At 65.1% G+C, this 22,987-nt stretch carries 18 protein-coding genes; 10 read left to right on the forward strand and 8 right to left on the reverse strand.

Features of this window, described 5'->3' with window-relative positions:
- Positions 1-49: 49 nt before the first annotated feature.
- Complete coding sequence (gene napA / locus GWK50_RS07635; protein WP_162015951.1) at positions 50-2,575, reverse strand: nitrate reductase catalytic subunit NapA; 2,526 nt, start codon at positions 2,573-2,575, stop codon at positions 50-52.
- The gene (locus GWK50_RS07640; protein ID WP_162015954.1) at positions 2,566-2,826 is read right to left on the reverse strand and encodes a chaperone NapD; all 261 of its coding nucleotides are present in this window, start codon (positions 2,824-2,826) and stop codon (positions 2,566-2,568) included. Before GWK50_RS07640 ends, napA begins: the two co-directional genes overlap by 10 nt.
- Before the next feature lie 1,079 nt (positions 2,827-3,905).
- Between GWK50_RS07640 and GWK50_RS07645 the strand changes: the two genes are divergently transcribed.
- The gene (locus GWK50_RS07645; protein WP_242455323.1) at positions 3,906-4,550 is read left to right on the forward strand and encodes a ligase; all 645 of its coding nucleotides are present in this window, start codon (positions 3,906-3,908) and stop codon (positions 4,548-4,550) included.
- 197 nt (positions 4,551-4,747) lie between these two features.
- Here GWK50_RS07645 and GWK50_RS07650 read toward each other — a convergent pair whose 3' ends face one another.
- Positions 4,748-5,383: an FMN-dependent NADH-azoreductase gene (locus tag GWK50_RS07650; protein WP_162015955.1), complete on the reverse strand. Its 636-nt coding sequence runs from the start codon at positions 5,381-5,383 to the stop codon at positions 4,748-4,750.
- A 140-nt stretch (positions 5,384-5,523) separates the two neighbouring features.
- On the opposite strand from GWK50_RS07650, the gene GWK50_RS07655 reads away from it, so the two are divergent.
- Positions 5,524-6,453 carry a LysR family transcriptional regulator gene (locus GWK50_RS07655; protein ID WP_162015956.1) on the forward strand — a complete coding sequence of 310 codons (930 nt, stop codon included), beginning with the start codon at positions 5,524-5,526 and terminating at the stop codon, positions 6,451-6,453.
- Positions 6,454-6,590: 137 nt separating this feature from the next.
- Entirely contained in the window at positions 6,591-7,457 is an 867-nt protein-coding gene (locus GWK50_RS07660) for an HDOD domain-containing protein (RefSeq protein ID WP_242455324.1), read from the forward strand.
- 21 nt (positions 7,458-7,478) lie between these two features.
- Here GWK50_RS07660 and GWK50_RS07665 read toward each other — a convergent pair whose 3' ends face one another.
- Entirely contained in the window at positions 7,479-9,077 is a 1,599-nt protein-coding gene (locus tag GWK50_RS07665) for a methyl-accepting chemotaxis protein (protein ID WP_162015958.1), read from the reverse strand.
- 525 nt (positions 9,078-9,602) lie between these two features.
- On the opposite strand from GWK50_RS07665, the gene GWK50_RS07670 reads away from it, so the two are divergent.
- From GWK50_RS07670 to GWK50_RS07695, 6 genes are all read left to right on the forward strand, one after another.
- Positions 9,603-10,601 carry a sulfate ABC transporter substrate-binding protein gene (locus GWK50_RS07670; RefSeq protein ID WP_162015959.1) on the forward strand — a complete coding sequence of 333 codons (999 nt, stop codon included), beginning with the start codon at positions 9,603-9,605 and terminating at the stop codon, positions 10,599-10,601.
- Positions 10,602-10,604: 3 nt separating this feature from the next.
- Positions 10,605-11,489 (forward strand): sulfate ABC transporter permease subunit CysT, encoded by an 885-nt coding sequence (gene cysT, locus GWK50_RS07675; RefSeq protein WP_162015960.1) that lies wholly within the window; start codon positions 10,605-10,607, stop codon positions 11,487-11,489.
- On the forward strand, positions 11,486-12,388 hold the full coding sequence (gene cysW, locus GWK50_RS07680; RefSeq protein ID WP_162015961.1) for a sulfate ABC transporter permease subunit CysW: 903 nt from the start codon (positions 11,486-11,488) through the stop codon (positions 12,386-12,388). Before cysT ends, cysW begins: the two co-directional genes overlap by 4 nt.
- A 13-nt stretch (positions 12,389-12,401) precedes the next feature.
- Entirely contained in the window at positions 12,402-13,526 is a 1,125-nt protein-coding gene (locus tag GWK50_RS07685; protein ID WP_162015962.1) for a sulfate ABC transporter ATP-binding protein, read from the forward strand.
- A 48-nt stretch (positions 13,527-13,574) separates the two neighbouring features.
- Positions 13,575-14,081, forward strand: coding sequence for a disulfide bond formation protein B (locus tag GWK50_RS07690; protein WP_162015963.1), 507 nt, complete (start codon positions 13,575-13,577; stop codon positions 14,079-14,081).
- 78 nt (positions 14,082-14,159) lie between these two features.
- The gene (locus GWK50_RS07695; protein WP_162015964.1) at positions 14,160-15,788 is read left to right on the forward strand and encodes an HD family phosphohydrolase; all 1,629 of its coding nucleotides are present in this window, start codon (positions 14,160-14,162) and stop codon (positions 15,786-15,788) included.
- Here the strand turns inward: GWK50_RS07695 and GWK50_RS07700 are convergent.
- From GWK50_RS07700 to argA, 4 genes are all read right to left on the reverse strand, one after another.
- Positions 15,722-17,365 (reverse strand): PepSY domain-containing protein, encoded by a 1,644-nt coding sequence (locus tag GWK50_RS07700; protein WP_242455325.1) that lies wholly within the window; start codon positions 17,363-17,365, stop codon positions 15,722-15,724. The two genes, GWK50_RS07695 and GWK50_RS07700, sit on opposite strands and share 67 nt — an antisense overlap.
- A 16-nt stretch (positions 17,366-17,381) precedes the next feature.
- Positions 17,382-19,586: a TonB-dependent receptor gene (locus tag GWK50_RS07705; RefSeq protein WP_162018049.1), complete on the reverse strand. Its 2,205-nt coding sequence runs from the start codon at positions 19,584-19,586 to the stop codon at positions 17,382-17,384.
- Positions 19,587-19,757: 171 nt separating this feature from the next.
- Complete coding sequence (locus GWK50_RS07710) at positions 19,758-20,117, reverse strand: DUF2946 family protein (protein ID WP_162015965.1); 360 nt, start codon at positions 20,115-20,117, stop codon at positions 19,758-19,760.
- A gap of 144 nt (positions 20,118-20,261) precedes the next feature.
- Positions 20,262-21,608: an amino-acid N-acetyltransferase gene (gene argA / locus GWK50_RS07715; RefSeq protein ID WP_162015966.1), complete on the reverse strand. Its 1,347-nt coding sequence runs from the start codon at positions 21,606-21,608 to the stop codon at positions 20,262-20,264.
- Between the two features lie 164 nt (positions 21,609-21,772).
- Between argA and chrA the strand changes: the two genes are divergently transcribed.
- Entirely contained in the window at positions 21,773-22,972 is a 1,200-nt protein-coding gene (gene chrA / locus GWK50_RS07720; RefSeq protein WP_162015967.1) for a chromate efflux transporter, read from the forward strand.
- The last annotated feature ends 15 nt before the right edge of the window (positions 22,973-22,987 follow it).

Below are 22,987 nucleotides of genomic sequence, written 5' to 3' on the forward strand. Positions count from 1 at the left end.
ACAGAACGAGGGAGGGGCCGGGCGCATGTCTCCATGCGCCCTTGGAGGGTCAGGCCTTCACCACCTTGCAGGCGCACTTCTTGAAGTCGGTCTCTTTCGAGATCGGGCAGGTGGCGTCCAGCGTGAGCTTGTTCACCAGGCGGTGCTCGTCGAAGAAGGGCATGAACACCAGGCCCAGCGGCGGCTTGTTGCGGCCACGGGTTTCCACCTTGGTGCTGACCTCGCCGCGCCGCGTCATCACCTTGACGGTGTCGCCGCGCTGCAGCCCGCGCTTCTTGGCGTCCTCGGGGTGCATGTAGAGCCAGGCATCGGGCATGGCGCGGTACAGCTCGGGCACGCGGCGCGTCATCGAGCCGGTGTGCCAGTGCTCCAGCACGCGGCCGGTGGACAGCCACAGGTCGAACTCGGCGTCGGGCATCTCGGCGGCGGGCGCGTAGGGCAGGGCGAAGATCCAGGCCTTGCCGTCGGGCTTGCCGTAGAACTTGACCACTTCGCCCTTCTTCACGTAGGGGTCGTAGCCCTCGCGGAAGCGCCACAGCGTTTCCTTGTTGTCCACCACGGGCCAGCGCAGGCCGCGCGCCTTGTGGTAGGTGTCAAACGGAGCCAGGTCGTGCGCATGGCCGCGGCCGAACTCGGCGTATTCCTCGAACAGGCCCTTCTGCAGGTAGAAGCCCAGTTCCTTGGACTCGTCGTTGTCGAAGCCCTTCTGCAGGTCGGAGAGCGGGAACTTGTTCACCTGGCCATTGGCATAGAGCACGTCGTACAGGGTCTTGCCCTTGTACTCGGGAGCCTTGTCCAGCAGCTCGGCAGGCCACACTTCCTCGACCTTGAAGCGCTTGGAGAACTGGATGTACTGCCACAGGTCGGACTTGGCCTGGCCCGGGGCCTTGACCTGCTGGCGCCAGAACTGCGTGCGGCGCTCGGCGTTGCCAAACGCCCCTTCCTTCTCCACCCACATGGCCGAGGGCAGGATCAGGTCGGCCGCCATGGCGGACACCGTGGGGTAGCAGTCGGACACCACCACGAAGTTGGCCGGGTTGCGGAAACCGGGCCAGATTTCGCCGTTGATGTTCGGCCCGGCCTGCATGTTGTTGGTGGTCGTGGTCCAGTAGAAGTTGAGCTTGCCGTCCTTGAGCGCGCGGCTCTGGGCCACGGCGTGCAGGCCGATCCAGTCGGGGATGGTGCCGGCGGGCAGCTTCCACTGCTTCTCGGAAATTTCGCGGTGCTTGGGGTTGGTCACCACCATGTCGGCGGGCAGGCGGTGGGCAAAGGTGCCCACTTCGCGCGCCGTGCCGCAGGCCGAGGGCTGGCCCGTGAGGGAGAACGGGCTGTTGCCAGGCTCGGAGATCTTGCCCACCAGCAGGTGGACGTTGTAGATCATGTTGTTGACCCAGGTGCCGCGCGTGTGCTGGTTGAAGCCCATGGTCCAGAAGGACGTGACCTTGGTCTTGGGGTCGGCATAGGTCTTGGCCAGCGCTTCGAGCTTGTCCTTGGGCACACCCGAAAGCTCATGCGCCTTGTCGAGGGTGTATTCGGCGACGAACTGCTTGAATTCCTCGAAGCTGATGGGCGCAGACGCATCGGGCGCGCCCTTGGGCTTGCCGTCCGGGCCGGGATAGCCGTTGTTGCCGGCGGCCTGCTCCAGCGGGTGGGTGGGGCGCAGGCCGTAGCCGATGTCGGTCACGCCCTTGCGGAAGTTCACGTGCTTCTTGACGAAGTCCTCGTTCACCGCGCCGCTCTGGATGATGTAGTTGCAGATGTAGTTGAGGATCGCCAGGTCCGACTGGGGCTTGAAGATCAGCTCGCTGTCGGCCAGTTCGCACGAGCGGTGCGTGAAGGTGGACAGCACATGCAGCTTGACGTGCTTGGCCGTGAGACGCCGGTCGGTGACGCGCGACCACAGGATGGGGTGCATCTCGGCCATGTTCGAGCCCCACAGCACGAAAGCGTCGGCGTGCTCGCAGTCGTCATAGCAGCCCATGGGCTCGTCGATGCCGAAGGTGCGCATGAAACCGGCCACGGCCGAGGCCATGCAGTGGCGGGCGTTGGGGTCGATGTTGTTGGAGCGGAAGCCGGCCTTGAACAACTTGGCGGCTGCGTAGCCCTCCCAGATCGTCCATTGGCCGGAGCCGAACATGCCGATGTTGCGCGGCCCGCCCGCCTTGAGCGCGGCCTTGCACTTCTCCTCCATGATGTCGAATGCCTTGTCCCACGAGATGTGTGCGAACTCGCCGTTCTTGTCGAACTTGCCGTCCTTCATGCGCAGCAGCGGCTGCGTGAGGCGGTCCTTGCCGTACATGATCTTGGACAGGAAGTAACCCTTGATGCAGTTCAGGCCCTTGTTGACTGGCGCGTCGGGGTCGCCCTGGGTGGCCACGACGCGGCCGTCCTTGACGCCGATGAGCACGCCGCAACCAGTGCCGCAGAAACGGCAGGCGCCCTTGTCCCAACGGATGTCGTCGCCGGAGCCGGCAGATTGCGCCAGCGCCTGCGCGCCTGGAACGCTGATGCCGATGGCCGTGGCAGCAGCGGTGACAGCATGTGCCTTGATGAGGTCACGACGGGTTACTTGCATTTCACTAACTCCTGATCAGGGTGGGATTCGGTTTGCTGGAAGATCATGGCGATATTCAAAACATCGTCGATGCGCCCGAGGGCCTCATAGACATCGATCGCTGCGCGGTCGTTTTCGGCTTCGATGGTGACGATGATCTTTCCGTCTTCGGAGGCGGCATGCACTTCGACACCCTGCACTTGGGTGAGTCGCTCGCGCAGCACGGTATCGGTGCCGGGCCTCGCATAAACAATGGCGCTGGAGATATTCAAGGGGGGCTTTCGTCGCGCGGCTGTGTGTGGCGCAGATATTGGTGTGAACAGCCAGAAAATCGATGTGCCTATATTTTCAGCACCGTATCGAATCGTGGAGTGTTGAAAATTCTTGACCGGCTACATAACCGAAATATCGGTTGAACATTTCTGCTGTCGTGGGTTTTTTGTATTTACTGATATGTAACCTGATGCCCGGTATGCTGAACCTGTACGTGAGATGTATGTTTGATCGCGATCAAAAAACATACTTTTCTTATGGCTTTTTTGAGGAACTTGGTGCCTGAGAGCTTGGCTGAGTGCGCCGCCTTGGCAGAAGCGATGGGGCTCACCCAGCATCGAATCCTGCTGCAACGCACCAAAGCCAGTGTTCGTGGGGTCTGCGCGCTGGCCAACGGCCTGGCCACCCCACTGCTGCGGGGAGAACGGTGCATACGCAAGGGCTGCCGTTCCCGGGTTGCCAGCCGCAGATTCAATCCCAGAGGTGCCAGGGTTCTGTTCTGAATGCGCCAAGGGTGGCCCACGCCAGGAGACCCGTCAGTAGAGTGCAATGTAACTAAGATACATGTTTTGCGCCTTCCGCAGGTGCCTCCAACCGCAAGTGCCCTCATTTTTGCGTTCCCATTCGGTGACGGTGATGCGTTATGTTCACTTGGGAATTTCCGATTTTATTTATCGGTTTCTGTGGTTCGCTTGATTTGGTTGCGCATTATCTTGACTAAATTACTTTGGAATTGGGGGCGCGGTTTTCTTGCATCCTGAAAGCGAGGGAGCGTTGGAGCAGGGCGCAGCGGGGCGGATGAAAGCGACCGGCCGACGCCGGGGCTTGCCAGGCCATGGGGCAGTGGGTGCACAGGGGGTGGTGGGGCACCAATTTTTAGGGAAAATGGCTTCTGAAGCCCGTATTCAAAGCGCTGGTAGCTATAAAAAACATAGCGTGTTGCTTGCGCTGGGGTTTGCCAATTTGACTTTCAGCCCTGGCAGCAGGATAGTTCGGCGCGCCATCGGCGACCCCTTTTCACCCTCGGAGCCTTCCCATCGACACCGTACAGCAAGAGCAGGCCTGGAACACGCTCCAGATGGCCGAGCCCGTCACTGCGCCCCGTTTTCGCGTCTGGACGTACCGAGATCCCGCCATCGTGCTGGGTTGTTCGCAGCGCGCCCTGCATGCCGAAGCGGCGCAGCGGATGCCGCAGGGAATGGATGTGCTGGTGCGCCCGTCGGGGGGCGGTGCGGTGCTGACCGGGCCGTGGATGGTGAGCGCTTCGGTGGCCTTGCCGCTGACGCACCCCTGGGTGCGCGGGCGCCTGCCCGACAGTTACCGTGACCTGGGCCAACTGCATGTGGAGGTGCTGGCCGCTCTGGGTGTGGCTGGCCGTGCCCTGCCGGAATCGGAAGTCACTGTCGCCAACGCGCACCTGGGCCCCGTGGTGGGCTGGGCCTGCTACGGCAGTCTGGCCCCTTGGGAGGTGGTGGATGCGGCGGGCCGCAAGCTGGTGGGGCTGGCCCAGCGCCGCCAGCGCACGGGGGTGCTGCTGGTCGCGGGCACCTTGGCCACGGTGCCGGACTGGCCTTTGCTGTGTGGCGCCCTGGGCCACCCCGACGATGTGGACGGCATGCAGCGGCGCACCGTGTCGTGCGATGTGCTGGCCGATCGCCCCTGGGATGCCGCCTTGTATGCGCGCCGCCTGCACGCGGCACTGGAGCGCGCGCTGGGCGAATGAGGCGCCGGGCAGCACATCAGTGATCCGTTCCGCGAACGCGGCGCCCGCGATGCAAGAGCATGAAACTGGCGCATCCCAGGCCAGAGCCACCGCGCAAGGGCCGTCCCGCCGCGCTGGTGGCGTTCCCCTTCCCGCGGTGCGCAGCACTGCGAGAGAAGGGGGAAGGCGCGAAGCGCCACAGGGGGATGTGTTTTATCTCAAGCGGCTTGCTGTGCCAGCGGCTGGTTGGCGGCCTGGCCGATGTGCTGCTGCGCTGCGCTCAGGGCACTGGCCTTGGCGGCTTCACCCATGGCCACACCCTCGGCACGCACAAAGCGCACATCCGTCACGCCGAAAAAGCCCAGCACGGTCTGCAGGTAGCTCTCCTGGTGTTCCATGGCACGGCCGCCTTCGCTGGTGGAATACACGCCGCCACGGCTCGACACGATGATCACGGTCTTGCCCTTGGCCAGGCCCTCAGGGCCGTTGGCCGTGTACTGGAAGGTGCGGCCGGGCTGGGCGATGCGGTCGATCCAGGCCTTGAGCTGCGTGGGGATGCTGAAGTTGTAGAACGGCGCACCAATCACCACCACGTCGGCGGCAAGGAACTGGCTCACCAGCTGTTCGGACACAGCGTTCTCGCGCACCTGCACCTCGCTCAGGCCCTCGGTCTGCCCGGTGCGCGGGGCCATGGCTTCCATGGTGAAGTGGGCCGGGGCGTTGGCCACCAGGTCCAGGTAATCCACCTGTGTGCCGGGGTGGGCGGCGGTCCAGGCGGCCACCACCTGTGCGGTGAGCTGGCGGGATACCGAGTTGGAACCGGTGATGGCGGAATCGATGTGAAGCAGTTGCATGGTGATCTCCTGGGGGTGGAGCCACGGTGTGTGGCGATGGATAGATTGTGGAGATCGCCTTAGTTTTTGATAAGTTGGTGAAAATGCGATAGATTGTCCTGCCAATGGAACAATAAGCAAATGAGCGCCAAGGAGCCACCATGCAGGATCTCAACGACATGCTGTACTTCGCTGAAGTGGTGGAGCGGGGCGGTTTTGCTGCCGCCGGGAGGGCTTTGGGCATCCCCAAGTCGCGCCTGTCGCGCCGGGTTTCCGAGCTGGAGGCGCAACTGGGCGTACGCCTGTTGCAGCGCACCACGCGCAAGCTGTCCCTGACCGATGTGGGCGAGGCCTTTCTGCGGCATTGCCAGGCGGTGCGCGAGTCGGCCCTGGCGGCGCGCGACACGGTGGCCCAGGTGCAGACCGAGCCGCGCGGCACCATCCGGGTGAGTTGCCCGGTCACGCTCGCGCAGACGGTGCTGGGCGAGTTGATGCCTGCTTTTCTGGCGCGCCATCCCCTGGTGCGGGTGGAGCTGCAGGTGAGCAACCGGGCCGTCAACCTCGTGGAAGAAGGCCTGGACGTGGCGCTGCGCGTGCGGCCCACGGTGGACGACAGCGGCAGCATGGTCGTCAAGCGCCTGGATGTGGCGCGCCAGGTGCTGGTGGCCAGCCCCGATCTGCTGATCCGCCAGGGCACGCCCACGACGTTGGCCGACCTGGCGCGCATGGACTCCATCTCCATGTCGGCACCCGACGGCAAGGCCGTGTGGCAGCTCATCGGCCCCAATGGTGCCCAGCAGACGGTGCAGCACACACCGCGCTATGTGGCCGATGACCTGCTCACGCTCAAGTTTGCCGCGCTGTCGGGCACCGGCATTTGCTGGTTGCCCGACTACATGTGCCACGATGAAATCCGCGACCGGCGTTTGGTGCGCGTGCTGCCGGATTGGGCGCCCACGCCGGGCATCGTGCACGCGGTCTTTCCTTCGCGCCGTGGGTTGGCACCTGCGGTGCGGCATTTTCTGGACTTTCTGGGCGAATCCATGCCGGGGCGCAGCAGCATGGCGACCCGTGTGTCAACAGGGGGATGAAGCGGCCTCTGGCCGCCGGGGGGGGGGGCGCGGACACCGGTTTGCGGTCACAATGCAACCAATTGAAACAAAGTCTGTGTGGGTTGTGCAAGCACCTAGTTGCGGCCACCAGGCACCCATCGCCGGGGATTTCCACCGTGACCGACCACCCGATCGACCAGAACATTCGCCAGGCCCGCAGCTTGCCCGCTGTGCGTGCCATCGTCATTCCGCCATGCCCGCAGGCCCTGTTTCGCCTGCAGGAAATACTGGCCCAGCAAGAGACGGACATGGATGCGCTGGACCAGTTGGCCTCGTCCGATGTGGCCCTGGCGGCGGCGTTGATCCGCACCGCCAACAGCCCGCTGTACCGGCTCGATCAACCCGTGCAGACCGTGGGCATGGCACTTACCGTGTTGGGCCTGCGCCCGGCGGTGGAGCTGCTCTCGGCCTTCATCACGCGCCAGGCGCTGCAGGTGCGCTCGCCGCTGCTGGAGCATTTCTGGGAAAGCTCGCAACGCCGCGCCATCGCTTGCGAGCACATTGGCCGCCAGCTCTACAGCCTGGACCCGGGCCTGGGCTACAGCTTCGGCCTGTTCTGTCACGTCGGCATGCCGGTGCTGGTGAAGGCGGTGCGCGGATATGCCAGTACGGTCACCGAGGCCCTGGCGCGCCAGGACCGCACTTTCACCCAGACCGAGAACGCCAATCACCGCACCGACCATGCCGTGGTGGGCGCCATCGTTGCGCGCACCTGGCACCTCACGGGCGATGTGGCGCAGGCCATCTGGCTACACCACGACTTCGGCTGCCTGCAGGACGACCAGTTCAGCCCCACCGTGCGCCACCTGGTAGCCATGGGCTTGCTCGCCGAGCACCTGGTGCACCACCATGAGGGCCTGGAGCCCTCACGCGAATGGCGCCAACACGGCGAGGCCTGCATGGCCTCGCTGGATGTGTCGCACGACGAACTGAACCACTGGGTGGACGATCTGTACCCGGCGTTCGAGGCCGTGCGTTTCTGAGTGCTTGCGGCTGCAGGCCTTTCAACGCGCGGGCAGGGCGGCGCGGCGGTGGGCGGCGGTGCCAACCTGGAACACCTCCACCAGGGCGGTCAGGCGCTGGGCCTGGGATTGCAGGTTGTCCGCGGACGTGCGGCTTTCCTCGACCAGGGCACCGTTTTGCTGAGTCATCTGGTCGAGCTGGGACACCGCGACGTTGACCTGTGAAATGCCGTCGCTTTGCTGGACGGCGGCCGTGCTGATCTCGCCGATGATGGAGGTGACGCGCTGCACCCCCTGCACGATCTCCTCCATCGTGGCGCCCGCGTTGGTCACGAGCTGACTGCCCGAATCCACCTTCTCCACGCTGGCCTGGATCAGCGCCTTGATCTCCTTGGCCGCCTCGGCGCTGCGCCCGGCCAGGCTGCGCACCTCGCTGGCCACCACGGCAAAGCCCCGCCCCTGCTCGCCCGCACGGGCGGCTTCGACGGCGGCATTGAGTGCCAGGATGTTGGTCTGGAACGCAATGCCGTCGATCACGCTGATGATGTCGGCAATCTTCTGGCTGCTGTGGTGGATGTCCGCCATGGTGCTCACCACCTGCTGCATGACCTCACCGCCCCGCGAGGCCGTGCCGGCCGCCTGCGCGGCCAGCCGGTTGGCTGCCTGGGCGGAATCGGCGCTCTGGCGCACGGTGGCGGTCAGTTCTTCCATGCTGGCGGCGGTCTGTTCCAGGCTGCTGGCGGCCTGTTCGGTGCGCTGGCCCAGGTGCTGGTTGCCGTTGGCAATGGCGCTGCTGGTGGCGTGGAGTTCGTCGATGTTGTCGCGCACGGCCGATACCAGTTCATGAAAGCGCTGCTGCATGTCGCGCACAGCCACCATCACGCTGCTGCTGTCGCCTGGCCGCACCGGCACGGCCACCGTCAGGTTGCCCTGCTGCATGGCCTGCACCACAGAGCGCACCTCACGGGGCTCGGCCCCCAGCTCGCGGCCGATGCTGCGGGACACCAGCACCGTGGCGGTCACACCCACCAGCAGGGCCAGCGCGGTGATGGCCAGCATGACTTTGCTGAACTGGCTTGCCTCCTGGTTGGCCTCGGTGCTGTTTTTGATGATGCGGGCCTCTTCAAAGTCGATCAACTTGTTGATGGCCGCCAGCCACTGTTCGTACTGTGGCTTGGCATCGCTCCAGAGCAAGGCTTCGGCCGCTGTGCGGTCGCCTGCCTGTACCAGAGCCACTACCTTGCGCGTGGTGGCAACGGTACGCGCTTCGATGTCCCGGATGGCTTGCACCATGGGCGCCACTTCAGGTGGAACCGAGCCGCCGCTTTGAAGCACCTTGTCCATTTGTTGCCCCGATGCGGCGTAGAACGCGGCCAGGCGATCGATCGCTTCGATTTCGCGCTGGCGTGCAGCTTCGTTGGGGGCCAGCACCACATCCCGTACGGCAATCGAGCGGTCGTGGGCGGAGCCGCGGAAATTGATGGCGGCGCGCTGGATGACCGCGTTCTGCGTGGCGTTGGCCGTGAGTGCGGCGTCAATGCCGCGGGCGATATACACGCTGTACACCGACATGCCCAGCAGCATGGCGATGACGAGACCAAAGCCTGCCATCAGGCGTTGACTGATTTTCCAGTTTTGCATCGTGTTTTGCCTTGTTGGGTGGGAGACGAGATGTTGCAAGTTGTTACTTGTTGGGTCGGAATTGTCTGGGCGGTGTGGTCAGCGGGCAATCCGGTTCTCTCTATGGCAGCGATAGTCTCCAGCCTTGCCGATACCGCCTGACCCGTGCGGTGCAGGGGGGTGACCGGAAGGCACAGGTGCTGAGGTCAAGGCATCTCGTGGGGCTGCGGCGCTCTGCATGTGCATACCCCGGCGTGCCCATGGGGTCGGGAGATCCACGCGGGGCCGGATGGCTTCGGTGCAGGTTGCAGCCCGGTTAGTGCGGGATTGATTGCTATAAAAAATATAGCTGCTAGCGCTTTCCAGTCAAGCGCTTGAAGCCATTTTTCCGCAAAGAATTCTGATGAGAGAGCCTGGCCCTGGACTGGAGAGCGAGTGGTTTTATATGCGATTTGTTGATTAACAAACAAAAATATATTCTTTTGTGTTTTAAAGAAGGCTTCGCACAATGCCCTCCATTCCAAGCAATCACCGGGCGAAGCAACCATGACCTCCCTGAAAATCAAGACCCTCCTGGCCTCCCTGGCCCTGGCTGCCAGCGGCGTGGCATCGGCGCAGAACCAGTTGCTCAACGTGTCGTACGACGTGGCGCGCGAGTTCTACAAGGACTACAACGCCGCCTTCGTTGCGCACTACAAGAAGACCACTGGCCAGGACATCAAGATCGACCAGTCGCACGCCGGCTCCAGCGCCCAGGCGCGCGCCGTGAACGACGGCCTGGCTGCCGACGTGGTGACCATGAATACCACGACCGACGTGCAGTTCCTCGCCGACAGCGGCGTGGTGGCCAAGGACTGGGCCCAGAAGTTCCCGCACGACGCCTCGCCCACCACCTCGACCATGCTGTTCCTGGTGCGCAACGGCAACCCCAAGGGCATCAAGGACTGGGACGATCTCATCAAGCCCGGCGTGCAGGTGATCGTGGTCAACCCCAAGACCGGCGGCAACGGCCGTTACGCCTACCTGGCCGCCTGGGGCGCCGTGCGTGAGAAGGGCGGTACCGAGCAGCAGGCGGCCGAGTTCGTGGCCAAGCTCTACAAGAACGTGCCGGTGCTCGCCAAGGGCGGGCGCGACGCCACGGCCACCTTCCTGCAGCGCAACCAGGGCGACGTGCTGATCACCTTCGAGTCCGAGGTGGTGTCCATCGACCGCGAATTCGGCGCCGGCAAGGTCGATGCGATTTACCCCTCGGTCAGCATCGTGGCCGAGAACCCCGTGGCCGTGGTGGAGCGCACCGTGGCCAAGAAGGGCACGGCGCAACTGGCCAAGGCCTACCTCGACTACCTGTACTCCGACGAGGCCCAGGAGATCGCCGCCAAGCACGCCATCCGCCCGCGCTCCGAGAAGGTGCTGAAGAAGTACGAGGCCACCTTCAAGCCGCTCAAGCAGTTCACCGTGGCCAAGTACTTCGGCAGCCTGACGGAAGCGCAGAAGGTGCACTTCAACGACGGCGGCCAGTTCGACAAAATCTATAGCGCGAAGTAAGCCATGACCGCCGCCACCTCCGTGGCTGCGCTGGGGGCAGCCCCGGCGCAGGCCGGGCGGCGTGCGCCCAAACGCGTGTTGCCCGGCTTCGGGCTGTCGCTGGGGTACACGCTGTTCTACCTGAGCATCATCGTGCTGATCCCGCTGTCGGCGCTGATCTTCAAGACCTTTTCGCTGACCTGGGAGCAGTTCTGGTCGGCCATCAGCGCGCCGCGTGTGCTGGCCTCGTACCGGCTCACCTTCGGCGCGTCGTTCCTGGCGGCGCTGGTCAACCTGTTCTTTGGCCTGCTGATCGCCTGGGTGCTGGTGCGCTACAAGTTTCCTGGCAAGAAGATCGTGGACGCGCTGGTGGACCTGCCGTTCGCGCTGCCCACGGCCGTGGCCGGCATTTCGCTCACGGCGCTGCTGGCGGGCAACGGCTGGGTGGGCAGCATCCTGGAGCCGCTGGGCATCCAGCTCGCGTTCAAGCCCGCGGGCATCGTCATCGCACTGATCTTCATCGGCCTGCCCTTCGTGGTGCGCACCGTGCAGCCCGTGCTGGAGGACGCCGAGAAGGAACTCGAAGAGGCCGCCACCAGCCTGGGCGCCACGCGCTGGCAGACCTTCCGGCTCGTCATCCTGCCGTCCATCACGCCGGCGCTGATGACCGGCTTTGCCATGGCCTTCGCGCGGGCCGTGGGTGAATACGGCTCGGTGATCTTCATCGCGGGCAACATGCCCATGGTGTCCGAGATCACGCCGCTCATCATCATCGGCAAGCTGGAGCAGTACGACTATGCCGGTGCCACCGCCGTGGCGGTGGTGATGCTGGTGATCTCCTTCATCCTGCTGCTCGTCATCAACGCGCTGCAGGCCTGGCAGCGACGCCACGCGGGGGCACCAGCATGAGCGGCAACAACTCTCGAACCATTCGTCGCGCACAAGCAGGCACGACCGAGGCGCCGTGGGTGCGCTACACATTGATCACGCTGGCGCTGGCCTTCATGCTGCTGTTTTTGGTGCTGCCGCTGGCCGCCGTGTTTGCCGAGGCGCTGCGCAAAGGCTTTGGCGCGTATCTGGAAGGTCTGCGCGAGCCCGATGCGTGGTCTGCCATCAAGCTCACGCTCATCACGGCTTTGATTGCTGTGCCGCTGAACCTGGTGTTCGGCGTGGCGGCGGCCTGGTGCATTGCCAAGTACGAGTTCAAGGGAAAGGCCTTCCTGACCACGCTGGTGGACCTGCCGTTTTCCGTGTCTCCCGTGGTGGCGGGTCTGGTTTACGTGCTCATGTTTGGTGCGCAGGGCTGGTTTGGGCCCTGGCTTGCGGCGCACGACATCAAGATCATCTTTGCCGTGCCGGGCATCGTGCTGGCCACGGTGTTCGTGACCTTCCCGTTCATCGCGCGCGAGCTGATCCCGCTGATGCAGGCGCAGGGCAACGACGAGGAGCAGGCCGCCATCGTGCTCGGCGCCACGGGCTGGCAGACCTTCTGGTACGTGACGCTGCCCAACATCAAGTGGGGCCTGCTGTACGGCGTGATTCTGTGCAATGCGCGCGCCATGGGTGAGTTTGGTGCGGTGTCGGTGGTGTCGGGCCATATCCGGGGGCAGACCAACACCATCCCGCTGCACGTGGAGATCCTCTACAACGAGTACCAGTCGGTCGCGGCCTTCGCGGCGGCCTCGCTGCTGGCGCTGCTGGCGCTGGTCACGCTGGTCATCAAGACGGTTGCCGAGCACCGCAACGAGCAGGCGCTGAAGGCGGCCGCAGAACTCCCGCCGGAGCGCCCTGCGCCCGCCGGTTTGTGAAGGACAACAGAACATGAGCATTGAAATCCGCAACGTCAGCAAGCAGTTCGGCGACTTCCAGGCGCTGCGCGATGTGAGCCTGGACATCGCGTCCGGCGAACTCATCGCGCTGCTCGGCCCCTCGGGCTGCGGCAAGACCACGCTCTTGCGCATCATCGCCGGCCTGGAGACGGCCGACGTGGGCAGCATCCACTTCAGCGGCGAGGACACGACCGACGTGCATGTGCGCGAGCGCAACGTGGGCTTTGTGTTCCAGCACTACGCGCTGTTTCGCCACATGACGGTGTTCGAAAACGTGGCCTTTGGCCTGCGCGTCAAGCCGCGCGGTGAGCGCCCGAGCGAGGCGCAGATCCGGCAAAAAGTGATGGACCTGCTCAAGCTCGTGCAGCTGGACTGGCTGGCCGAGCGCTACCCCTCGCAGCTCTCGGGCGGGCAGCGCCAGCGCATCGCCCTGGCGCGCGCGCTGGCCGTGGAGCCCAAGGTGCTGCTGCTCGACGAGCCCTTCGGCGCGCTCGACGCCAAGGTGCGCAAGGAGCTTCGCCGCTGGCTGCGCCGCCTGCACGACGAGCTGCATGTCACCTCGATCTTCGTGACGCACGACCAGGAAGAGGCGTTGGAGGTGGCCGACCGCGTGGTCGTCATCAACCAGGGCAAGATCGAGCAAAGCGGCACGCCGCAGCAGGTCTGGGACCATCCGGCCAGCCCGTTCGTGTATGGCTTCCTGGGTGATGTGAACCTGTTCCATGGCCGTGCGCACGAAGGCCTGGTGCACCTGGAGGGCATGGAGCTTGATTCGCCCGAGCACCACCAGGCGCAGAACGCCAAGGCCTTTGCCTATGTGCGCCCGCACGATCTGGACGTGGAGCGCTACACCAGCGGCGCGGGCGTGGACGAGGACGGGCGCCCGCGGGGCATCGTGGCGCAACTGGAGCGGGCCATTGTGGTGGGGCCGATCGCGCGGCTGGAACTTATTCCCACCGGCGACCACCAACCAGCGCACAATGCAGCCCCGCAGGCCCTGATCGAAGCGCAGATTCCTGCACAGCAGTACCGCGACATGGGCTTTGCGCAAGGGGATATGCTGTTGGTGACACCGCGGCGTGCCCGGGTATTTTTGGACCAGGCCTCTGGCATCTGAGCGGCGCCCCTGTCGGGCGTGCCAGCCGGGGGTTCGATAAGGTGAAGAATGATTGCAAATTGGTTTGACCACGCGCCGCGCCGCGTGCTCGCGTTCATCAGCGCCGCGTGCATTGCCATGCTGGCGTTTGGCCTGTACCTGCAGCATGTGGTGGGGCTGGAGCCGTGCCCCATGTGCATTGTGCAGCGTTATGCTCTGATTTTTGTAGCTATCCTCGCAGGACTGTCAAGCGCCAGCGGCAGAAAAGGCTGGTGGATGAGTCTCACCGCACTGGCGGTGCTGAGCAGCGGTTTTGGCGCATTCACGGCGGCGCGCCAGAGCTGGCTGCAGTGGTTTCCGCCCGAGGTGTCCATGTGCGGGCGTGACTTCTACGGGATGATCGAGAACTACCCGATCCGCCGCGCCATTCCCATGATCTTCAAGGGCTCGGGCGACTGCACGGCCATCGACTGGACCTTCCTGGGAGGCTCCATCGCCAACTGGTCCTTCGTGTGGTTTGTGGTGTTTGGCTTGGCCATGCTGTGGCTGTTGGTGCGCGGCCTGCGGACCCGCTGATCCTGTCACCGTTGGCGCTGTAAGCGGCGCTAACATGGCGGGGCGCTGGCCGCAGGGGGTCGGCATGAAGGCACCACCATGGGCAAGTCATCCGCCATCGAGCTGTTCCGTCGCCTGGAGCAGCTCAACCAGATCGGCGCCGCGCTCTCGCGCGAGCGCGACATCGAACGCCTGCTCGAAAACATCCTCGAAGCCGCCAAGGCCCTGACCGGCGCCGATGCCGGAACCCTTTACAGCATGACGCCCGATGGCGGGGCGCTGCGCTTCGAGATCATGCGCACCGACTCGCTGGGCATCCGCCAAGGCGGCACCACGGGCCAGCGCGTGGGTTTGCCCGACCTGCCACTGCGCCGTGCCGACGGCTCGCCCAACGATGCGCTGGTGGCCGCACACGCCGCTATCCACGAGCGCACGGTCAACATTGCCGATGTGTATGCCGAGGCAGGCTTCGACTTTTCGGGCACGCGCGCGTTCGACCAGCGCACCGGCTACCGCTCGCAGTCCTTCCTGACGGTGCCCATGAAGAACCACGAGGGTGCGGTGATTGGCGTGCTGCAGCTCATCAACGCCATCGACCCGGCCACGGGGCAGGTGGGGCCGTTCTCTTTGGAGGACCAAAGCCTGACCGAGTCGCTCGCCTCGCAGGCGGCCATCGCGCTGAGCAACCGGCTGCTCATCTCGCAACTGGAGACGCTGTTCGAATCCTTCGTCAAGCTCATCAACGTGGCCATTGACGAAAAATCGCCCTACACCGGCGGCCACTGCGAGCGCGTGCCCCAGCTCACCATGATGCTGGCCGAGGCCGCCGACGCCACCACCACCGGGCCGCTGGCCGACTTCCGCATGAGCGAGCGCGACCGCTATGAGCTGCAAATGGCCGGCCTGTTGCACGACTGCGGCAAGATCACCACGCCCGTGCATGTGGTGGACAAGGCGACCAAGCTGCAAACCATTTATGACCGCATCGGGCTGATCGACACTCGCTTTGAGGTGCTCAAGCGCGACGCCGAACTCGATGCCCTGCGCGCCCAGCTGGCCCTGCGCCCGGTGCAGGACGCGGGCGCCGAGGCCATGGCCCAGGCCGCGCTGCAAAGTGAACTGCAGGCCCTGGAGGCCGACCGCGAATTCCTGCGCCGCTGCAACCACGGCAGCGAGGCCATGCAGCAGGCCGACCAGTTGCGCGTGCGCGTCATCGGCACGCAGCGCCAGTGGCGCAACCCCGAGGGTGTGCAGACCAGCTTTTTGAGCGCCGAGGAGATGGAGAACCTCACCATCCGCTCCGGCACGCTCACGCAGGCCGAGCGCGACACCATCAACTACCACATCGTCGCCACCATCAAGATGCTGGAGACACTTCCCTGGCCGCGGCACCTCAAGAACGTGCCCGAGTACGCCGGAGGCCACCACGAGCGCATGGACGGCAAGGGCTACCCCCGTGGGCTGACGCGCGCCCAGATGTCCTGGCAGGCGCGCATGATCGGCGTGGCCGACGTGTTCGAGGCCCTGACCGCCGCCGACCGGCCCTACAAGAGCGGCATGAAGCTGTCGCAGGCCCTGGGCATCATGCAGCGCATGGTGCACAACGGTCACATCGACCCCGACCTGTTCGAAGTGTTCGTGCAGGGCAAGGTGTACCAGCGCTACGCGGAGCAGTTTCTCGATCCGGAGCAGATCGACGCGGTGGGTGCTTCTCCATCCAGTGCATGAGTGCCGTGGGTCACTGGCTGTTGGGGTGGCGTTGTTTGCCGGTTCTTGCGTGGTCGCCGCATTTTGAGTGCCACGCGTCGCCAGCCAATCACGATGCCGGTCAAGCTCATGGCGAGCCCTCCGAGGCTGAGCACGATCAAGACCGTGTCCCAAAGTGGACGCATGGACAGCAGGGGCATCCAGTCCCAACTGTGCAGCATGCCAAACAGCCAGCGGTGCAAGCGACGGTGGCGGTCGAGCCGGTTGAGCACCATGCCTGTATGCAGATCGACATGCACCCAGCTCGCCTGCGGGTCGTCAAACACCACACGCAAGACGGGCAGGGGCTTCTCTGCACCGCCACCCATGGTGTGGGGCTCGCGCGTGTAGTAGTACATGTCGTAGGCTCGGATTGTCTCTACCCGCAGGATTGGCGCCGACATCAGCGCTGCCACTGAGGTTTCAAGTTCCTCCTCTGCCCAGACATGCGGTGTGGCCGAGGCCGCGTTCAGCAGCACAGTCTGGCGCCCAGGCGCATGGGCTTGCACCAGTGAATGGCCTGCGGTGCGCGTCCAGCGCAGCTCGCGCACTTCTGCTGGGGATGCGGCGAGCAGTGCTTGCACATTGGCGGTTTGCTCTGGCAAGGAGAGCGGACCGCCGTGCATGGCTTCGAGCTGCAGTGGCGCTGCACCACTGTCGAAGATGCGCCAGGGGTTCATGGACATCAGTCCGCTGAAGATCCAGGTGAACGTGATGACGGCGAACAGCAGGCCTGCGATGTGATGCCAGCGCATCATGCTGCCCGGATACGGCGAGCGCGTGCCATTGCGGTAGGTGCCCGCGAAGCGCCAGCGCATCACGCCGATCACGCTGCCCAGCACCGTGACAACGATGCCCAGAATGGACAACCAGTTGACGATGTCGGTCCAGTAGGCATTGAACACATTGCCCCTGAATGGATAGAGCCAATGGATCCAGGCGCCCACGTAGTTCCAGACGCGCTCGGTGCGGGTGGCATCACGCACCACCTCGCCGGTCTTGCCGGAGACATAGAGCACCGTGCCCGCGCTGTCTTCCAGTCGCACGCGGTGCAGGGGGCGGTGGGGGTCGAGCGCACGTGAATGGGTGAAGGCATCCTCGTCCGTTTCGCCCTCGTGGGTCACTGCGATCCCTGGCCCTGCATAGGCGGTGGCGCTGGCCAGCGCGTGGGCTGCGTCCACGTTGGTGAGCACTGCACCGTTCTCTGCATCGATCACGATGGCGGCTGCGCGCTGCATCCGGTGGTTCTTGCCGCCTGCCGCGGGTAGTTCGTGCGCGGGTGTGGCCAGATAGACAGGGCGCCCCCCGCTGGCCACGGCCAGGCGCAGGTCCTGCAGCGGACCTTGCAGCCCGGCCGCCACCAGCGCCTGCCCGGGCTCCAGCACCACCGGGGCGGTACGCAGGGTGGGCAAGCGTTCCAGCCGTTCGGCGGGCGTGAGCTTGGGGTAGCCCACGTACATCATCACCACGCCCGAGATGAACCACATGGCGAAGAAGGCGCACAGCAGCACGCCCAGCCAGCGGTGAATCAGGAACAGCCAACGTTTGGCGTGCACCATGGGAGTCTCCGCAGCCTCAGAAGGCGACGTGCAGCGTCACGTCGGCCGTGCGCGGAGCGCCCAGGTAGGCCTGGCCGGGCCGTCCTTCGGCGGCGTAGATGCGGTCGGTTACATTGCGCAGGCGGCCGGTCAGCGAGGCCGTCTTGTTGATCTTCCACGAGAGTCCCAGATCAAGCAGTGTGTACGAAGGCCAGTACATGGTGTTGGCCGCATCCGCATAGGTCTTGCCGACATGGCGTAGTCCGGCGCTGGCGTGGACGGTGGGCGTGATGGCATAGGTCACCCACAGGTTGGCGACCGTTTCGGGTGTGAACGTGGGGGTCTTGCCCGCCAGTGACACGCCGCCTTGCATGAAGTTCTCGTAGCGTGCCCGGGTGGCCATCAGGTTGCCCTGGATTTGCCATTGGGCAGAGGGGCGAAGCCCCACCGCTAGTTCAATGCCTTGGGACGATTGCTCACCCACCAGAAGGGTCTGGCCTGGGTTGTTCGGGTCTTGCGAGGCGATGTTTTTGCGGTTGATCTGGAAAGCGGCCAAGGTGGCCGAGCCCTTGCGATCCCAGAAGTCGAATTTGCTGCCCACTTCGACCTGGCGGCCGGTGGTCAGTTCGCTGTTGTTGCGCACGTCGCCGAAGGTGGCGGTGGACAGCGATCCGGAAGGGGGATCGCCAGCCGTGGCGAACTGTGCATACAGGTTGGCATCGGGTGCAATGTCCCAGACCACGCCAACGCGCCCCGTGGTGGGGTGATAGGAGCGGCTGAAGGTGGCCGGGTTGGCGGCCGTCACCGCGCGGCGGTTGGTCAAGTCCAGCTCAATGCGTTCGTGCCGCAGGGCGGTGACGAGGTTGATTTTGGGCGCTATGGCCGTCCGGTTCTCCAGGTACAGCGCTGTGGAGCTTGTCTTGTTGTCGCGGTCCGGGTTGAAGCCGGGCTGCATGCCGGGAATGTCGAAGAAGTTTTCGGTCGTGAAGTGGTAAGGGTTGACCGTGCTCACGGTGGTGGATAGGCCGTTCGGGAAGCGCGTTTGCCGGTTCACGCTCACGTCGAGGCCGAAAGCCCAGTCGCTCTTGCGGCCCGCGAGACTCCCTTGGTAGGTGCCTTCGAGGCGGTCACCTACGACTTCGTGGTCGTGGCGCTGCAGATAGGTACCGGTACGGATGACTTGGGTGTTGGCGGCGTTGAAGCGGTAGGTCTCGACGTTGCGGTAGTCGCGCAGTGCGTCATAGACATAGAAGGTATTCTTGAATTGCAGTGCATCGGAAGCCCGCCATTGGGCGACCGATCGCAGCCATTGCACCCGGTGGGCGTAGATGCCGTCGGCACTGTTGTAGTTCTTGAAGCGGGTGGCGCGGTCGATCCGCGTCGCCCCGGCCGTGGGATTGAGCGTAGGCGTGCCCCAGTACGGGCGATCCACGTCATCCTTTTGCATCTCGTAGGCCAGGGTGTGCGTGAAGCCCCCGCCAAAGTCGGACAGCAGCGAAGTGGCCAGTTGGGTGGATTGGGTGTGCATGCCATCGATCCAGCTGCCGGCGTTGCGGTGGTTCAGATCCAGGCGCACGAAGTGTTGCGGACCGGCCGTTCCGTCACTGCCGGCAATGCGGCGGTTCAGGCCCAGCGAGACTTCCTTGAGGTTGTTCTGACCTAGGCGCAACTGGCCCTCGGAGAAATCGTGGCGCTCGGCCGTCTTGGTGATGTAGTTGAGGGAGCCGCCCACGGCGCCCGAACCGTACAGAAAGCTCGATGCGCCGCCCACGGCCTCGACCCGATCGTAAATCCAGCTGTCCACGGCCCGGGTGGCGCTTCCGTAGTGCACGGTGATGCCGTTGTAGAGCTGGGTAACCGAGTTCCCTGTGAAGCCACGGTAGCTGGCCGACATGCTGCCGGGGGCGTTGTGCGCCGACACCCCGGGAATGGCGCGCAGGATTTCCTGCGTGTCCTGGGCGCCGCGCGCCTCGATGGTGGCGCGGTCCACCACGTTGACGGAGGCCGGTGTCTCACGTGCGCTCAATCCCAGACGGCTGCCGGTTTCGACTGGGGTGTCGAGGTTAAGGCGGCCATTGGGTGCGGGTGCGGTGTCCACTACCTGCACGGATTGCAGAGTGGGCGTATCGGTCGCAGGGGCCTGGGCTGTGGCCGCCAGGGGCGTGAAAGCCAGGCCTGCCAGCAGGCTGGCGTACAGGGGCGAAAGGGTGAACGATGGGGCCTGGGCGCGCGTGGCGGCCATGCGGGCGGGGGCGGTGGAACGGATCATGAAAACTCTCTCTGACGGATGGCTCGGAGGCACGCCATGGCGCCTGATACGCCTGCCCCGGCTGGGCAAGGCGGCATGTGGGCCGTAGGCATGCAGGCCGACCGCCGCACGCAGGGCGCGACGGGTGGGCTGGAAGGGCGCGGGTCAGGAGAGTGCGGGGGGGCCGCGCGCCGGTAGCGGCGCGGCGGTGGCGGCCGCAATGCGTGCGGCCTCGATGGGCTGCAACGCGTGGGCCAGGGGCAGGGAAGGAATCACGCTGCCGGTGGCAACCGCTGGTGGTGCGCCGGCAGGGGAACACAGAGGGCAGTCCATGCCTGCGCTGCCCATTTTCTCCACGGTGCCGTCATCGCTTTGCATCATCAGCATGAGGGTGCCGGTGCTGGAGCAGATGACCTGGATGGGCTGCGGATGCACGATGGGCGCGGCGATGGCCACACCCAGCGACGCCATGAACCATGCCAGCACCCACAGGCGCAGCGCAGAAAAGGTTCTTGGCATCTTCATGTTTGCCATCATACCTGCCTGGGCCTCGGAAACGGCCCGCCATGCTGGGCGAAACACGCCTGCTCCGCCGTTGTCACCAGATGTTTTGCTATCATATTAATAGCTATTTGCGCTTTCTGGAGCTGGGCTGCACCCTGAAAACGCTTAAAGCTTCTTGACCAGCACCTGGCTGCGCCGATCCCAGTTGTACTTGCGCTTGCGGGCGTCGGGCAGCCACTCGGGGTCCACCACCACGAAGCCGCGCTTGATGAACCAGTGCATGGTGCGCGTAGTGAGCACGAAGATGGACTCCAGCCCCAGGTTGCGTGCGCGCTGTTCGATCCGCTTGAGCAGCTTTTCGCCGTCGCCCGTGCCCTGGCTTTGGGGCGAGACGGTGACAGCGGCCATTTCGCCGGTGCGTTTTTCGGGGTAAGGGTAGAGCGCGGCGCAGCCGAAGATCACGCCGTCGTGCTCGATGATGGTGTAGTTGGCGATGTCGCGTTCGATCTCGGTGCGGTCGCGCTTGACCAGGGTGCCGTCCTTCTCGAAGGGTTCGATGAGCTGCAGGATGCCACCCACGTCGTCGGCCGTGGCCTCGCGCAGTTCCTCCAGCTTCTCGTCCACGATCATGGTGCCGATGCCATCGTGCACATAGATTTCGAGCAGCAGCGCGCCGTCCACGGCGAACGGGATGATGTGGCTGCGCTCCACGCCGCCCTGGCAGGCCTTCACGCAGTGCTGCAGGTAGAAGGCCGTGTCGGTGGGGCGCTGGCTCGGCGGCACGCGCGCCAGCAGTTGCTTGGCCTGGGCCAGCGGCAGCTCGGTGTCGATGGGGTTGTCCTCGCCCTCGGGAGCCTCGGGGTCGGTGCGGATGCCGGGCACCTCGGACAGGAACAGCAGCTTGTCGGCCTTGAGCGCAATGGCCACCGAGGTGGCGACTTCTTCCATGCTCAGGTTGAAAGCCTCGCCCGTGGGCGAGAAGCCGAAGGGCGAGAGCAGCACCAGCGCGTCCATGTCCAGCGCGCGCTGGATGCCCGCCACGTCCACCTTGCGCACCAGGCCGGAGTGTTCAAAGTCCACCCCATCCACAATGCCCACCGGCCGCGAGGTAACGAAGTTGCCCGAGATCACCCGCACCGTGGAGCCTGCCATGGGCGTGTTGGGCAGCCCCTGGCTGAAGGCGGCTTCGATCTCGAAGCGCAATTGCCCGGCGGCCTCTTGGGCGCAGTCCAGTGCCACCGAATCGGTGATGCGGATGCCGTGCGAGTACTTGCCCGCATGGCCCTTGGCCGCCAGTTGCTCGTTCACCTGGGGCCGAAAACCGTGCACCAGAACGATTTTTACGCCCATGGCCTTGATCATGGCCAGGTCCTGGGCAATGCTGTGCAGCTTGCCCGCCGCAATGGCCTCACCCGTCAGCCCCACCACAAAGGTCTGGTGCCGAAACTTGTGGATGTAGGGCGCCACCGACCGGAACCAGGGCACAAAGGTGAAGTTGAAGACGGTGGACATGCGCGGTAGGTGTGCAGCGGGTGCGCCCGCAAGCTGCGGGCGGGGTGATGTAAACCCCTATTGTTGCGCAGACACGCCGCCGGGCGCTGTCGGTGGCCGCCATCGGCGTGCCATGTGTGTCGATTATTCTGCGCCGCCGTTGCTGCACATCCACAATCGCGTCCATGCCCGACTCCGAGTTCTCCGACCGCAGCCCCTGGGCTGTCTTCCTGGTTTTCCTGCGCCTGGGCCTCACGTCCTTTGGCGGGCCGGTGGCCCACCTGGGCTATTTTCGCGAGGAGCTGGTGGTGCGGCGCCGCTGGCTGAGCGAGCGCAACTACGCCGATCTGGTGGCCCTGTGCCAGTTCTTGCCCGGCCCCGCCAGCAGCCAGGTGGGTATGGCCTTGGGGTTGGCGCGCGCGGGCTACCCGGGAGCACTGGCCGCGTGGCTGGGGTTCACGCTGCCATCGGCCGTGGCACTCATCCTGTTTGCCCTGGGCCTGGCCCACTGGGGGGACGCCGTGCCCGCTGGGTTGCTGCACGGGCTCAAGGTGGTGGCGGTGGCTGTGGTGGCGCAGGCGGTGTGGGGCATGGCGCGCAGCCTGTGCCCCGATGTGCCGCGCACCAGCCTCATGGCGGTGGCCGCCTGCGCTGTGCTGTGGTGGTCCTCCGCCTGGGCGCAGGTCTTGGTCCTGGCGCTGGCCGCGCTGGTGGGCCTGTGGACGCTGGCGCCAGGGCAGGGCGCCGCCCACGAGCCCCTGCCCATCCCCGTGGGGCGCCGCGCGGGCATGGCCTGGCTGGCGCTGTTTGTAGCGCTGCTGCTGGGGCTGCCTTGGGCAGCGGCGGTGTTTCCGCATGCCACGCTGGCGGTGGCCGATGCCTTCTACCGCGCGGGCTCGCTCGTTTTTGGCGGCGGGCATGTGGTGCTGCCCTTGCTGCAGGCCGAGCTGGTGCCCACGGGCTGGGTGGACCAGGACACTTTTCTGGCAGGCTACGGCGCAGCCCAGGCCGTGCCCGGCCCATTGTTCACCTTTGCCGCCTTTCTGGGGGCTTCGCTGCAAATGGGGCCCCAGGGTGTGTGGGGCGCGCTGGTGTGCCTGCTGGCCATCTTTGCTCCTTCATTCCTGTTGGTGGCCGGGGCGCTGCCCTTCTGGGAAGGGCTGCGCGCCCACCCGCGCATGCGGGCGGCGCTGGCGGGCGTCAACGCGGCCGTGGTGGGCCTGCTGGTGGCGGCGCTGTACCAGCCTGTGTGGACCAGTGCCATCCACACCCCACAGGACGTTGCCCTGGCGCTGCTGGCGGGAGTGGCCCTCATGGCCTGGAAGCTGCCGCCCTGGCTGGTGGTAGCCGCCAGCGCCGGGGCGGGGTGGTGGCTGGGGGCTTGAGGGGCGCGGCCTGCA

Source organism: Acidovorax sp. 210-6 (assembly GCF_010020825.1).
Classification (GTDB): Bacteria; Pseudomonadota; Gammaproteobacteria; order Burkholderiales; family Burkholderiaceae_C; genus Simplicispira; species Simplicispira sedimenti.